This window comes from Idiomarina sp. HB, from assembly GCF_048059115.1.
GTDB lineage: Bacteria > Pseudomonadota > Gammaproteobacteria > Enterobacterales > Alteromonadaceae > Idiomarina > Idiomarina abyssalis.
The window spans coordinates 428,086-441,633 of record NZ_JAYLVU010000002.1 but is presented as its reverse complement, the minus strand read 5'-3'; the positions used below and the strand labels follow the sequence as shown (position 1 = coordinate 441,633).

The window sequence follows — 13,548 nt, the reverse complement described above, 5'->3', positions numbered from 1 at the left end:
TACTCGACTGAGTTTTAGCTAGCTGTGATACTCAATGAAGCGCTACTTATTTGTCATATTGGTAAGCTTTTGCGTGCTGGTGACCGGCGTTATCTGGTTTGCGGAGAATCAACACTCGCAAGTGATAGAGTCACGTAAGCGTGTGGCTACCGAACGCTTAGGCAGGTTACGCGCCGCACTCGAAGGCCAGATTAATTCCTCGCTGACCACCGCTCGTGCGCTGCAGGCTGAAATAAAACTTTCCCCTGACATTTCCGCAGAACGTTATCGTTTACTGGTGCAAGAGCTAATAGACAATGACCTCCCTGTTCGTCATGTGGCTCTGGCCCCTGATCTTATTATCGAGTTTCTCTATCCTTTAGTTCCAAACCAGGACGCGCTAGGTTTTGATTACCGAGCTTCACCCGAACAGTTCAAGAGTGTTCAGGAAGCCATTCAACGCAAAAGCATCATTATTGACGGCCCTGTCAAATTAGTGCAAGGCGGCTGGGCGCTAATTGCACGGGCTCCGGTTTTTATCGATAACTCGCTGTGGGGCGTTATTGCGATTGTTATTGATATTGACCAGTTAATGATCAGTAGCGGCCTGACCTCGGTTGATGATTACCTCTTTTCGGTACAGAAGAAGAATGCAAATAACAACGATTTATTTGAACGAGGCGATCCATCCGTATGGCAAAAAGACTATGTTGCCATTGAAATCGATGTATCCTCCGGTCAATGGATACTGGCTCTTGCGCCGAAAGATAATGGCTGGGCTAAACGCGATAGTATTTATTGGATCATCATAATTGCCGGCTGGACACTCTCATTCTTAATGATTGCCTTTATGTATAATTTGGTCGCAACCCAGAGTCGTTTACGGACAGCTCTGACAACGATTGACCGGCAGGCCAACTTCGATTCAATCACCGACTTGCCTAATCGTCGAGCCTTTGTTGACTATCTCAATCAATTAACTCAGAGCGGCAATGATCAGCATTTTGCTATTTTGTTTATCGACCTTGACCATTTTAAAGAAGTTAACGACAGCCTGGGACACGACGCCGGCGATGAGTTACTGGTGTCAGTTGCGGAACGTTTAAGGAGTCAACTGCGGGGTTCTGACTTTATCGCCCGTATTGGCGGCGATGAATTTGTTGTGGTGATTAATCGCTTCAAGTCACATGAAGTCATTAATGATTTGGCAACCCAAATTAATCGTCATTTAAGCGAACCTTTTACATTACGTCAGAACCAAATACAAACCACCTGCAGCATTGGTATTGCGTTGTACCCTGACGATGGCATGAAAGCTGCCGAGCTTCTCAAAAATGCAGACTTGGCCATGTACGCCGCAAAAACCGCAGGGCGTCGCACCCACTACTTCTTTAATGACGAACTAAGAGCGCAAACCGAACGCCAGAATACCATTCACAACCGAATGCGGGACGGCCTAAAGCGACATGAATTCTCGCTGGTTTATCAGCCTATTGTTGATTTTAGTTCCGGCAAAGTCACCAAATGTGAAGCCTTACTTCGTTGGAAAGATGAAGATGGAAACGTCATTTCTCCCGCTGAGTTCATTCCGGTTGCTGAACGCACGGGGTTAATTCACGAGCTGGGGCAATTTGTTCTGGAGCAAGCTTGTATTGACTGGGTTACCGTCCATAAGTCCGGGTACCCTATTGAGGTTTCAATTAACCGCTCAGAGCGAGAGCTGAACGATATGGAAGTCGCTAAACAGTGGCTGTCTTGCATCAAGCAACACGGTATACCAACTGAAAGCATCACTTTCGAAATTACTGAATCATTGTTAATGAGTAATAAGCAGCGGCAATTACAAATTTTGCATTACCTGCGCTCGCAAGGAGTACAACTGGCCATTGATGATTTTGGTACCGGTTACTCAAGCATTAATTACCTGCAGCGTTACCCTGTCGACTATATAAAAATAGACAGAAGCTTTTTGAACCAGGCACCTGATGACCGCGTGCAGGTTGCTTTATTAGACGCTTTACTTAGGGTGGCCAGAGCCCTTGATATCGACGTTATTGCTGAAGGCGTGGAAACTAAGCGGCAATGGGAGTTATTGCAGCAACAACAATGTGACTTTGCTCAAGGCTACTTTATTAGTGAACCCCTGACTTTAGATAAGCTATTAGACTTTTTGCGAAAATGGCAGTTCTGAAGTCGAAAAGAGGAATAAGGTGGAGAGCCGGCCGATAAGCCGGGTTCTGTCGTGGACAATCATTCATCTAGTGATCAGGTTGCCCTGACCCTCAAGCAGTCTACCCGGGTTCAACGCGGGCCGCGCCAAAGAACCCCTATTTGACCTTGCTCCGGGTGGAGTTTACCGTGCCGCAAACTGTTACCAGTTGCGCGGTGCGCTCTTACCGCACCCTTTCACCCTTACCTGTGCTGCAAGCAGCCATCGGCGGTTTACTCTCTGCTGCACTAGTCGTCGGCTTACGCCGCCCAGGCGTTACCTGGCACCCTGCCCTATGGAGCCCGGACTTTCCTCCCCCTGTAAACAGGCGGCGATTGTCTGGCCAGCTCTCCGCGGAGGATTCTACGCTGCGCCAGGCTTTAACTCAATCTTTGTTTTTATTCTCCAGCCCCCACTGATACAACACGTTTTTACGTTCATCATGAATTTTCGCAGTGACAGCAGCCGCTTTCTTTAATGGCAACTCCTCCAGTAACAACAGCAAGGTGCGCTTAGCCGCCTCTCCAGGGCCGTCACTGGCTTCCGTTTCTTGCTGCAAGGGTGATATCAGTAACACCATTTCTCCCCGCTGCTGGTTGCTGTCGTCTGTTAAAATCTGCAATAACTCTGCAGCACTGCCATTTAAATAGGTTTCAAACTGCTTCGTCAGTTCACGCGCCAGTACCAGCTGCCTTTCTGTCCCCAGCACGGCATTCATATCGGCCAGGGTATGCAGAATTCTGTGTGGGCTTTCATAAACAACAACGGTTCTTGGTTCTGTTTTTAAGGCTTCTAATTTTGCCCGGCGTTGCTGCGGCTTAGAAGGCAAAAAACCTTCAAAGGCAAAGCGGTCGGTAGGCAAGCCAGCCGCAGACAGTGCTACGGTTACGGCACAGGCACCCGGCAGTGCAACTACTTTGAGGCCGTGCTGACGACACCGTTGTACCAGCACATAACCCGGGTCATTAATAAGTGGCGTACCCGCGTCGCTGACTAATGCCAGGGAATCGCCTTGCTGCAGGCGCTCAATAACCGCATCCGCGCGCTGAGTCTCGTTATGCTCATGCAGCGCAAACACGTCGTTTTGTATGCCATAATGCTGCATTAACTTCCGCGTATGCCGCGTATCTTCTGCAGCTATGGCTGCTACATCGGCTAATGTTTTTATTGCCCGCTCGGTCATATCGCCTAAATTCCCGATAGGCGTGGGTACAATATAAAGGGTCCCCGGGTTTGTCATAGTGAGTCTCAGTTTGTTTCCAACGTCAATGCCGTTTATAGTATCACCGAACAGGCACCAAAGCGGAACCTTACAGTGTTTAGAACTCAGTCATTTGTATTTTTAGCTCTACTGGCACTCATGGTACTCACTCAGTGTACCTCTGCCCCTGACCGGAAAACTGAAACGCCCGACAAAACCGCAGATGTCGCCGACCAGGACTTGAGTTTAACTGAAGAAAAATCGGCTCAGGACTGGTTAGATGAAGCCCGCGCTGCCGCCAACGATATTGAACAGCACTCCGCTTTAATACGCGCAGCTAATGCGTTTCAGAATGAACAAAAATGGCAGCAGGCTGTAGCCGTGTTGTCTCAATTAAGCCCTCAAAAAATTACCCGGCATAGTCAAAAGTACTATCACCTGGCTAAAGCTCGTTGGGCAGCAGAACAAGAACAATGGCCCCAGGTTATTGATGAACTTGAGAGCGTTTATACACAGTTTAACCAACGCGAATTTCGCGCTTTGAGCTTACAATTGCTGTCTCAAGCCGCTTACCAGCAAAAAAACTACTGGCAAGCTTTGGTGTGGCAGGTCGACGCTCAGCGTTTTGCTGAACAATCCAGCGCAGAAACCATATGGTCTGTTGCCAGCCGGGTCACCCAATCTGAGCTCCCACAGCAACGTCCGACTGATTTAGCTCTAGCGGGTTGGTGGCGTTTAGTTGACTACCATCATCAGGCCATGACCAACCCGGAACAACTGTCTGCTTACCTAAGCCAATGGTTGCAAGGCTATAGCGAGCACGCTGCAGTCGAGATGGTAGAAAGATGGCAGGAAACAGAAATCAGGAATGATAACGAGAAGACATCCAAACCCGTCATTGCGGTCCTATTACCCTTATCTGGAAAATACCAACAACAAGGTCAGGCCGTACGCGATGGCATTATTGCCCGCACAGGAGAATTAAAAGAAGTACAAGTGGTTTTTATTGATAGCGAACAAGGTGACATTGCGGCACATAAAGAGCAGATAAAGTCACTGAACCCGGTTGGTATTATCGGTCCCCTTTTAAAAGAGAATGTTGCGCTTTGGGCTGAGCAGCAACCCAGTGATGTACCTCAGATTTTTCTAAACCAGATTGAAAGAGAATCAGCGGACTCCTCTGCTAATAGCGCATTTTTCGCCTTAACTCCTGATACAGAAGCCCGGCAAGCTGCACAGCGCATCAATCAGAAACTTCCAGGAGCTAAAAGTGCCATGATCATCGCCGCCGATACGTCCAACGGACGTAGAATGGTCGATGCCTTTAAATCGAGTTGGGATAATGAGCAGGCGGGAGACCCCAAAGTTTCTTACTTTTCGGAACGCGCGGACATGAAAGCAACGGTGGAAAGCTCTCTGGGGCTAACTGACAGTCAGCAGCGCATTCGGGCAGTGAAAATAGCCGCTGGAAAGATCATTGTTGATGAGCAGGAACGAAGCCGGAGAGATATCAGCGCTATTTATCTGCCGGGAAACTTACAACAAACTCGTCTGTTAAAACCTTTTATTGATGTCAGTGTTTCACCTTTTGCCGCACCCATTCAGGTGTACGCCAGTTCTGCGACTCACGAACTTAAAAACCGCTTAGGGGATTCTGATCTTAACGGTATTATCTTTTCTGACATTCCCTGGTTAGCTTCAGATGCCGGTAATAATTTGCTTTTAACTCAGTGGCTTGAGCTACGCAATGGTTGGGGACTTTCACTAGCAAGGTTAGCCGCAATGGGATATGACAGTGTGTCATTAATACAACGATTAGAAATGATGAACCGTATGCCGGGGCTTACCTGGAGCGGACTTAGTGGCAACCTCCACATCAATGACTCAGTGGTTCAACGTGAACTAACCTGGGCTACCTTTACTAAGGGGAAAATAGCCTTAGCTAAGGAGTCAAATAATGCAGGAAGTAGCAACAGGTAAGCACGCGGAGTTACTGTCGGCAGAATTTCTGGAAAAGAATAGTCTTACAATTATTTGCAAAAATTACCGCATTGACGGCGGTGAAATTGATATTATAGCCCGAGACGGAGATTACTGGGTCTTTTGCGAGGTTAAGTATCGGCAACATGAGCACTTCGCTTCAGTACTTGAGCAAATTAAGCCGCAACAATGTAGGCGTGTAAGGCATACTGCTCGTTACTATTTAGTCAGTAATAATATAGACGAACATACCGCAGCAATACGTTTTGACGTTATTGCAGTAGTCGGTCACCCAACAAAAATTGAATGGTTTAAGGACGCATTCTAATTATGAATGACGAGCTAATTAAAGCGCTTTTCACAGAGAGCATACAGACACAGATCTCCGCAGTTGAGAGCCTGACCGATGACATGGCAACCACAGTGGAGTTGTTAGTGGCTAACCTGCTCAATGGTCAACGCGTTTTTTGCTGCGGAGACCGAACCACAGGAGTGGTTGCACAGCATTTTTCCAATCTCATGACAGAGGGGATGAAGCTCGAACGGCCTCCTTTTCCAGTGCTGGCCCTCAATTCGGGCAAGCAAAAGCAACTGGCTGCCTTAGGTCAGGCTAGCGACATTTTGATAGTTATAGCCGATAATCAGGAAAATGAAGAACTAACCTCCGTTATGGAAACAGCAATTAGCCGCGACATGTTAATCATTGCCCTAACCGGAGAAGGTAATGACTCTGTTTCCGGTTTATTAGGGGCTAATGACATAGAACTGCGTGTGCCAAGTTTAAATCCCGCTCGTATACTGGAAACCCAGTTATTTATTGTCCATGGTCTATGTGAACAAATAGAAAATACTATCTTCCCTCAGGAGCACTGACGCGTATGACTTTATCTAAACTCGCTTTACCCGTCATTTTTATCAGCTTGTTAGCCTTACAAGGATGCGCTGCTGTCGCAGTTGGCGCTGCCGCAGTTGGTATCTCGTCTGCAACAGACCCACGTACCATAGGCACGCAGGTAGACGATCAAACTATTGAAATGAAAACGAATGCCAAACTGGGGAACGATGAGCAGCTTGAGGATTCTCGCGTCATTGCGGTGAGCTACGATACCAACGTGCTGTTGATTGGCCAGGTGCCCAGCGAGAGTTTGAAAAGAAGAGCAGAAGATGTCATTAGAGATACTAATGGCATTAATAAAATTTTCAATCAACTGCGTATTGGCTCAAAAGCTTCTGCAACGGTTCGCGCAGGCGACAGCTGGATAACCAGTAAAGTGAAACTTAAGTTTGCGAATAATAAGTCCATAGATGCCACCAACATAAAAGTGGTAACAGAAAACGGCGAGGTATTTCTGCTAGGCCATGTTAGTCAGGCGGAAGCAGAGGCTGCTGTTGAAGTTGCAAGAAATGTTGATGGTGTAGGACGAGTCATTAAAGCACTAACCATTAAGCGTTAGTGCTTTAAATTCTTACTTAACAACTTTTAAGTTGGGCTTTTTCTTCGCTGACTTTTGCTCAGTTTCGGTGTTGCTCTGCTCTTCTTCGTCAAGCTCGGGCATTTTATCCAACTCGGGCTCGGCCTCAAACATAGCACCAGCTCCATTTTCACGGGCGTATATGGCTAATGCCGCCGTCATAGGAACAACAACCTGCATGGGCTGCCCACCAAAACGTGCGTTAAAACGCACCTCATGGTCCGCCAACTGTAAGTTCTGAACTGCTGTTGGTGAAATATTAAGAACTATCTGGCCTTCACTCACAAAGTTTTGTGGCACAACCGTGCCGACAATGGTTGCGTCAACAACCAAGTGCGGAGTCAGATCGTTATCAACAATCCATTCGTACAGTCCACGAAGTAGATAAGGTCTTTTCGGCGTCATAGCACTACTCCTCGACGTCGATGAAATTAATGACGGGCGAGCTCTTTCTCTTCTTCCGTTAAAGAGTCCTGGAACGTTTTGCGTTCAAATAAACGTACCATATATTGCTTGATCTCTTTTGCACCTTGCCCTTCCAGGTCAATGCCGTAAGCTGGTAAACGCCATAGCAGAGGTGCCAAATAACAATCGACTAAGCTGAACTCTTCACTCATGAAATAAGGCGTGTCGGCAAATATAGGAGCCAAAGAAAGTATGCCTTCTTTCAGTTCCTGCCTTGCCTGTGCATCGCCTTGCTGAATTTTTTCAGCCAGACTGTACCAGTCACGCTCAATACGGTACATCATAAGACGACTTGTACCACGGGCAACCGGGTACACCGGCATCAGTGGCGGGTGCGGGAAACGCTCATCAAGATACTCCATGATAATTTGTGCGTTATATAACACCAGTTCACGGTCAACAAGAGTCGGCGTAGCCTCTGGGTACGGGTTAAGCTGTAACAGATCCTCCGGCGTACTTTCGTCGGTCACATACGTAATTTCGACACCAACACCTTTCTCAGCTAACACCAGACGTACCTGATGACTCTTTAAGTCATCCTTTCCTGAATATAACGTCATTACTGAGCGTTTATTTGCTGCAACAGCCATTCCTTTCTCCAGATAATATCAACGGCAAAAGGGTGGCAAGCCACCCTTTACTAAGTCGTTGTCTAACAGACTGATAAGCCTCGATTATTTGAGGTCTTTCCAAAACTCTTTCTTAAGTAACCATGCCAAAATAGTGAATACCAGCAGGAAACCAAAGACAAACCAACCCATTCGACGCTGCTCTAACAACATAGGCTCACCGGTGTATACCAGGAACGCGGTTAAATCTAGCATCGCTTGGTCGTACTCGCTTTCAGACAGGCGACCGTTTCCATCGGTTTTAATACCAACGTAAACGTCTTTCATTTCGCCGTCTATCATACGCTCTTCGTAGGTTTTTTCAGGAAGCCCCTGAAGTTCTTCCAGCACATGCGGCATACCCACGTTAGGGAATACTGCGTTGTTAACCCCAAATGGGCGACTTTCGTCTTTATAAAATGAGCGTAAATAAGTATAAATCCAGTCCGCACCACGTACACGAGCAACATTGGTTAAGTCCGGTACAGCTGTACCAAACCAATTCGCAGCGGAATCTGAATTCATATTATTGGTAATAAGATCACCGGCTTTATTGCCAGTAAACTGTAAGTGCTTCTCACCCAGCTCTTGTGGGATACCAAGATCTTCAAAGGTGCGGTTATAGCGATGATACTCCAGCTGATGACAACCCAGACAGTAGTTCATATATAACTGCGCACCGCGTTGCAACGAGGCCTTGTCGTGTAAATCGACTTCGGCCTTATCTAATGGAACTTCAGGACCCGCCGCAAAAACCAGCGACGGAATCAAAGTTATAAGAGCGATTAACAGTTTTTTCATTTCGACGTCACCCTTTCTGGTACCGGTTTAGTCTTCTCGCGCTTACTGTAGAACCAGAGCAGCCCGAAGAATGCAAAGTACAGGAACGTAAATATCTGTGCGAACACGGTTGCAACAGGAGTTGCAGGCTGAGTTCCCAGATAACCCAGTACAACGAAGCTGATCGCGAATACGGTTAAGTTCAGCTTATGCAATAGGCTACGATAACGAATTGAGCGTACTCGACCACGGTCTAACCAAGGCAATAAGGCCAGGAAGGCAATGGCAGCAAACATGAGAATGACGCCAAATAGCTTATCCGGAACCGCACGTAAAATAGCGTAGAACGGAGTGAAGTACCATACCGGAGCTATGTGCTCTGGTGTCTTCAGCGGGTTCGCTGGTTCGAAGTTCGGTGGCTCAAGGAAAAAGCCGCCCATTTCCGGATTGAAGAAAATAACGTAACAGAAGAAGAACAAGAAGATACCAAAACCGAACATGTCCTTAAGGATGTAATAAGGATAAAACGGGATGGAATCAACAATGTCTTTCTTGTTCGTGAAGCGCTCATGGAACTTAAATTTCGGCTTCTCTTCGTCAGGAACCGAGCCTTTAGGCTTCTTCGTATCAACACCATCGGGGTTGTTAGAACCGACCTCGTGCAAAGCGACGATGTGCAAGAAGACCAAAATAACCAGCACTAATGGTAAAGCAATGACATGCAGTGCAAAGAAACGGTTTAACGTAGCGCCCGAAATAACGTAGTCACCGCGGATCCACAAAGTTAAATCATCACCAATAACCGGAATTGCACCGAACAAGGAGATAATAACCTGAGCACCCCAGTATGACATTTGTCCCCATGGTAGCAAGTAGCCCATGAAGGCTTCCGCCATTAATACCAGGAAGATGAACATACCAAACAACCAGATTAATTCCCGTGGTTTTTGGTAAGAACCGTACATCATGCCGCGGAACATATGCAGATACACCACCACGAAAAACGCTGATGCCCCAGTGGAGTGCATGTAACGCAACAGCCAACCGTATTCAACGTCACGCATGATGTACTCGACCGAAGCAAATGCGCCTTCGGCACTGGGTACGTAGTTCATGGTAAGCCAAATACCGGTCAGAATTTGGTTAATTAATACAATAGTTGCCAAGAAACCGAAAACATACCACATGTTGAAGTTTTTCGGAGCTGGATACTGTGCCAGGTGGATGTTCCAGGTTTTTGTCATGGGGATGCGGGCATCCATCCACTCTACAAATCGCTTAAACATTATGCTTGCCCCTTATCTTCACCCACCAAAATGGTGTTCTCGTCGATAAAATAATGCGGCGGCACGACTAAGTTCAGAGGTGCTGGAACGCTTTCAAAAACACGACCTGCAATATCAAACTTCGAACCGTGACACGGGCAGAAGAAACCAGATTCAACGCCATCAACATGGTCTCCCATTCCCTTTTCGAGATAGGACGGGGAACAACCTAAATGGGTACAGATACCAACGGCGACAAAGAATTCTTCCTTGATTGAACGGTGTTGGTTCTGTGCGTACTCAGGCTGCTGTGGTTCTTCCGAATTAGGGTCGCGAAGCCGATCTTCAACTTTAGACAACCCTTCCAGCATATCGGGGGTACGACGCACCACCCAGACTGGCTTTCCGCGCCATTTCACACGGACTAGCTGGCCAGGTTCAGCCTTGCGTATATTCACTTCTACGGGCGCACCCGCGTTTTTCGCTTTCGCACTTGGGTTCCATGATCTTATGAAGGGAACGGCTACTGTTAGCGCTCCGGCACCACCTACCACAGAGGTTGCGACAGTCAAAAAACGACGGCGGCCTTTATCTACAGGCGCATTGCTCATCCATCTACTCTCCAGTTTTGGACGCTCCACGATACTTTGTCGCGAAGTCGGGAATTAGCTGCTGCTTTGTCCGCTTATGCGGATTACAGAAAATGCTTTGAGATGATAATGAAAAGACACACTTTTTACAAGCTTAATAGCCGCTATTATCGCGGTATTTCTATTTCGATCAGACATAAAAAAACCCAGCCGAAGCTGGGTTTTGCCACAATAAATGAAGACGAATTAACGCTTCGAGAACTGTGGACGTTTACGTGCTTTATGCAAGCCGATTTTCTTACGTTCAACCTGACGAGCGTCACGAGTAACGTAACCTTCTTTACGTAGCGGACTACGTAGAGCTTCGTCGTACTGCATTAATGCACGGGTAATACCGTGACGAATTGCACCAGCCTGACCCGTAGTACCACCGCCATTTACAGTGATGTACAAGTCAAACTTTTCAGTCATTTCAACTAACTCTAACGGCTGACGAACAACCATTTGAGCCGTTTCACGACCGAAGTATTCGTTCAGTTCACGGTTGTTAATTTTGATGTTGCCGCTACCAGGACGCAAAAATACGCGAGCCGTGGAGTTTTTGCGACGACCAGTACCGTAGTATTGATTATCTGCCATAGTGTTCTTGCTCCGTATTATATATCCAGTTGTTTAGGTTGTTGAGCAATATGGTTATGCTCAGTACCTGCGTACACTTTCAGTTTACGGAACATGGCACGACCCAATGGACCACGGGGTAACATACCTTTCACCGCTTTCTGAATGACCATCTCTGGTTTCTTAGCAATCAGTTTTTCAAAGCTGATTGATTTGATACCACCCGGAAATCCAGTGTGCGAGTAGTACATCTTGTCCTGAGCTTTGTTACCGGTAACGGCAACTTTCTCAGCGTTAATGACGACGATGTAGTCGCCGGTATCAACGTGAGGCGTGTACTCAGGCTTATGCTTGCCGCGTAAACGACGAGCGATTTCAGTAGCTAAACGACCTAAAGTTTTGCCTTCAGCGTCTACTACGTACCAGTCGCGTTTTACCGTTTCTGGCTTGGCTACAAATGTTTTCATTGTATAAAACCTACATTTTAAAAGTTCACGGACAGTAATTCCGGGCTTCCCCGCGAATCACAACAATAAAAAAATGATAAAAATCATTTAGTTATCTGCTGCGACCGCTGCATTACGTTAGGTAACACAACGGACTGTAACGTGGGCTGCGCGGATTATAGGAAAAATGCGGTTAAAGATCACGCATTTTCTGAAATTTATGCTTTATGTGCCATAGCAAGATATTCCTGACTCTGCATTTCCTGCAAACGGCTGACGCAGCGACGGAACTCAAAAGTTAACTGGCCTTCGGTATATAACGATTCGATATCCACTTCTGCAGATAAAATCAGCTTCACCCGACGCTCATAAAATTCATCCACTAACGCGATGAAACGTCTGGCGGTATCGTCTTTTCCCGCGCCCATTTGTTCGACATTACTGATCAGGACAGCGTGATAAACTCGCGCTATCTCCATGTAGTCGTTTTGGCTGCGTGCGGTTTTACAAATAGAAGTAAAATCAAAGAACACAACGTCGTCACACTCGGCTCTTACGTCAATATCCCGACCTTCGATATCAATACAGTCTGATTCGTACCGGTCTTTGCACTCCGGTGCCAGCTCTTTGAAATACTGCCATAAGTTTTTATCAGCCTGGTCATCCAGCGGTGAGTGAAAAATTTCAGCTCGTGTCAGTGTTCTTAAGCGGTAGTCGATACCACTGTCAACATTCACCACTTCACAGTGCCGCTTGATAAGTTTAATCGCCGGAATAAAACGCGCTCGTTGCAGGCCATTTTTATAAAGATCGTCCGGAATAATATTCGACGTGGCAACCAACACCACACCCCTCTCAAATAAATACTCAAACAGCTTACCCAGCAACATAGCATCGGTAATGTCCTGTACGAAAAACTCGTCAAAACAGACAATTAGTGCTTCATCGGCGATCTTGTCCGCCACAATACGTAACGGGTCACTTTGCTTATCCAGCATTTTTAGTTCGTTATGAACTCGATGCATAAAACGATGGAAATGAATGCGCCATTTACGTTCAACTGGCAAGCTCTCAAAAAAAGTATCAACCAAATAGGTTTTACCACGGCCTACACCACCCCAGAAATAAATTCCCTGAGGCCTCTCCGGCTCTTTGCTTAGAAGCTTTCGCCAGGCCGATAAGGTGTGGTAATGGTGCCAGTCGATAAGCTCATCATGCAGTCTTTGCAAATGTTTAACGGCATTAAGCTGGGCTTCATCTTCCGAGAAGCCATTGTGTTCGATATCATACTGATAACGTTCTAATGGAGACATTTGCTGTTTGGACACTACCACTTCACCTCAGTTGGGATTATCCTAATAGGTAATATGTTACCATGAAGGTGAAGCGCAGCAATCATTCGAAGCTGTAGCAGCTTGTTCAGGAGTTAATTATGAGTTGGATTATTGGAGTTCTGTTGGTCATTGCCGGTGCAATCATTGGCTTTTTCGCAGCTCGTTACAGTCAGTCAAAAGGTCAGTCAGGCGACCTTGAAGAGCAAGTTCAGCAAAGCCAACAGCGTTTAACCGACTACCAGCGAGAAGTTGCCGAACACTTTGCAACGGCCAATGCCATGGTAGAACAACTGGCCGACACACAACAGCGTCTGCAAAGCTATTTGAGCCAAAGTGCCGAATTGCTTGAAAAAGGAGATGTTCAAAGCGACTTACCTTTTTTCGCTGAAGATACCCTTAAGCAGTTGCGCGTAGCCAACTCTCTGAACAAAGACCACCGCTCTGGTCGTGACAGTTATAGTGCTAACGATATGCCTCGCGACTACACCGAAGGTTCCAGCGGCTTATTCTCAAATAGTTACGAAGAAAAATCGGAAAAAGAGTCCTCAAAAACATCTTGAAACACTTTTAGAGTGAACTCATATAACTAACAAGCGGTCTT

General features: G+C 46.7%; 15 protein-coding genes and 1 other RNA gene. 6 read left to right on the top strand and 10 right to left on the bottom strand.

The genetic code is table 11. The features are described from left to right. Positions 1-34: 34 nt before the first annotated feature. Entirely contained in the window at positions 35-2,170 is a 2,136-nt protein-coding gene (locus VBY75_RS07930) for a putative bifunctional diguanylate cyclase/phosphodiesterase (RefSeq protein WP_416511887.1), read from the top strand. A 19-nt stretch (positions 2,171-2,189) separates the two neighbouring features. Here the strand turns inward: VBY75_RS07930 and rnpB are convergent. Together rnpB and rsmI are read right to left on the bottom strand one after the other, a co-directional pair. Next, positions 2,190-2,539, bottom strand: an RNA gene (rnpB, locus tag VBY75_RS07925) — RNase P RNA component class A. Positions 2,540-2,573: 34 nt separating this feature from the next. Beyond that, a complete protein-coding gene (gene rsmI / locus VBY75_RS07920) occupies positions 2,574-3,428 on the bottom strand; it encodes a 16S rRNA (cytidine(1402)-2'-O)-methyltransferase (RefSeq protein ID WP_222236429.1) in 855 nt (284 codons plus the stop codon). Between the two features lie 75 nt (positions 3,429-3,503). On the opposite strand from rsmI, the gene VBY75_RS07915 reads away from it, so the two are divergent. The 4 genes from VBY75_RS07915 to dolP are packed head-to-tail and all read left to right on the top strand — an operon-like array spanning position 3,504 to position 6,823. Beyond that, positions 3,504-5,369 (top strand): penicillin-binding protein activator, encoded by a 1,866-nt coding sequence (locus VBY75_RS07915; protein ID WP_416511885.1) that lies wholly within the window; start codon positions 3,504-3,506, stop codon positions 5,367-5,369. Further along, a complete protein-coding gene (locus VBY75_RS07910) occupies positions 5,347-5,697 on the top strand; it encodes a YraN family protein (RefSeq protein WP_416511883.1) in 351 nt (116 codons plus the stop codon). The genes VBY75_RS07915 and VBY75_RS07910 overlap by 23 nt, the downstream gene beginning before the upstream one ends. A gap of 2 nt (positions 5,698-5,699) precedes the next feature. Continuing rightward, the gene (locus VBY75_RS07905) at positions 5,700-6,242 is read left to right on the top strand and encodes an SIS domain-containing protein (RefSeq protein WP_199494246.1); all 543 of its coding nucleotides are present in this window, start codon (positions 5,700-5,702) and stop codon (positions 6,240-6,242) included. Positions 6,243-6,247: 5 nt separating this feature from the next. Next, the gene (dolP, locus tag VBY75_RS07900) at positions 6,248-6,823 is read left to right on the top strand and encodes a division/outer membrane stress-associated lipid-binding lipoprotein (RefSeq protein WP_199494247.1); all 576 of its coding nucleotides are present in this window, start codon (positions 6,248-6,250) and stop codon (positions 6,821-6,823) included. A gap of 12 nt (positions 6,824-6,835) precedes the next feature. On the opposite strand, the gene VBY75_RS07895 is transcribed toward dolP, so the two are convergent. From VBY75_RS07895 to zapE, 8 genes are all read right to left on the bottom strand, one after another. Beyond that, a complete protein-coding gene (locus VBY75_RS07895) occupies positions 6,836-7,246 on the bottom strand; it encodes a ClpXP protease specificity-enhancing factor (RefSeq protein WP_222236424.1) in 411 nt (136 codons plus the stop codon). 26 nt (positions 7,247-7,272) lie between these two features. Beyond that, positions 7,273-7,896, bottom strand: coding sequence for a stringent starvation protein SspA (gene sspA, locus VBY75_RS07890; protein WP_054489841.1), 624 nt, complete (start codon positions 7,894-7,896; stop codon positions 7,273-7,275). 84 nt (positions 7,897-7,980) lie between these two features. Then, positions 7,981-8,715, bottom strand: coding sequence for a cytochrome c1 (locus VBY75_RS07885; RefSeq protein ID WP_054489839.1), 735 nt, complete (start codon positions 8,713-8,715; stop codon positions 7,981-7,983). Beyond that, positions 8,712-9,980 carry a cytochrome b gene (locus tag VBY75_RS07880; RefSeq protein ID WP_199494249.1) on the bottom strand — a complete coding sequence of 423 codons (1,269 nt, stop codon included), beginning with the start codon at positions 9,978-9,980 and terminating at the stop codon, positions 8,712-8,714. The genes VBY75_RS07885 and VBY75_RS07880 overlap by 4 nt, the downstream gene beginning before the upstream one ends. Then, the gene (gene petA / locus VBY75_RS07875; RefSeq protein ID WP_222236423.1) at positions 9,980-10,570 is read right to left on the bottom strand and encodes a ubiquinol-cytochrome c reductase iron-sulfur subunit; all 591 of its coding nucleotides are present in this window, start codon (positions 10,568-10,570) and stop codon (positions 9,980-9,982) included. The genes VBY75_RS07880 and petA overlap by 1 nt, the downstream gene beginning before the upstream one ends. A 225-nt stretch (positions 10,571-10,795) precedes the next feature. After that, complete coding sequence (gene rpsI, locus VBY75_RS07870; RefSeq protein ID WP_199494250.1) at positions 10,796-11,188, bottom strand: 30S ribosomal protein S9; 393 nt, start codon at positions 11,186-11,188, stop codon at positions 10,796-10,798. A 17-nt stretch (positions 11,189-11,205) separates the two neighbouring features. Then, on the bottom strand, positions 11,206-11,634 hold the full coding sequence (gene rplM, locus VBY75_RS07865) for a 50S ribosomal protein L13 (protein ID WP_054489830.1): 429 nt from the start codon (positions 11,632-11,634) through the stop codon (positions 11,206-11,208). Between the two features lie 197 nt (positions 11,635-11,831). Next, positions 11,832-12,926, bottom strand: a complete 1,095-nt coding sequence (zapE, locus tag VBY75_RS07860) for a cell division protein ZapE (protein WP_416512178.1) — start codon at positions 12,924-12,926, stop codon at positions 11,832-11,834. 119 nt (positions 12,927-13,045) lie between these two features. Here zapE and VBY75_RS07855 point away from each other — a divergent pair, with 119 nt between their 5' ends. Next, positions 13,046-13,507 carry a YhcB family protein gene (locus tag VBY75_RS07855; protein ID WP_199494251.1) on the top strand — a complete coding sequence of 154 codons (462 nt, stop codon included), beginning with the start codon at positions 13,046-13,048 and terminating at the stop codon, positions 13,505-13,507. The last annotated feature ends 41 nt before the right edge of the window (positions 13,508-13,548 follow it).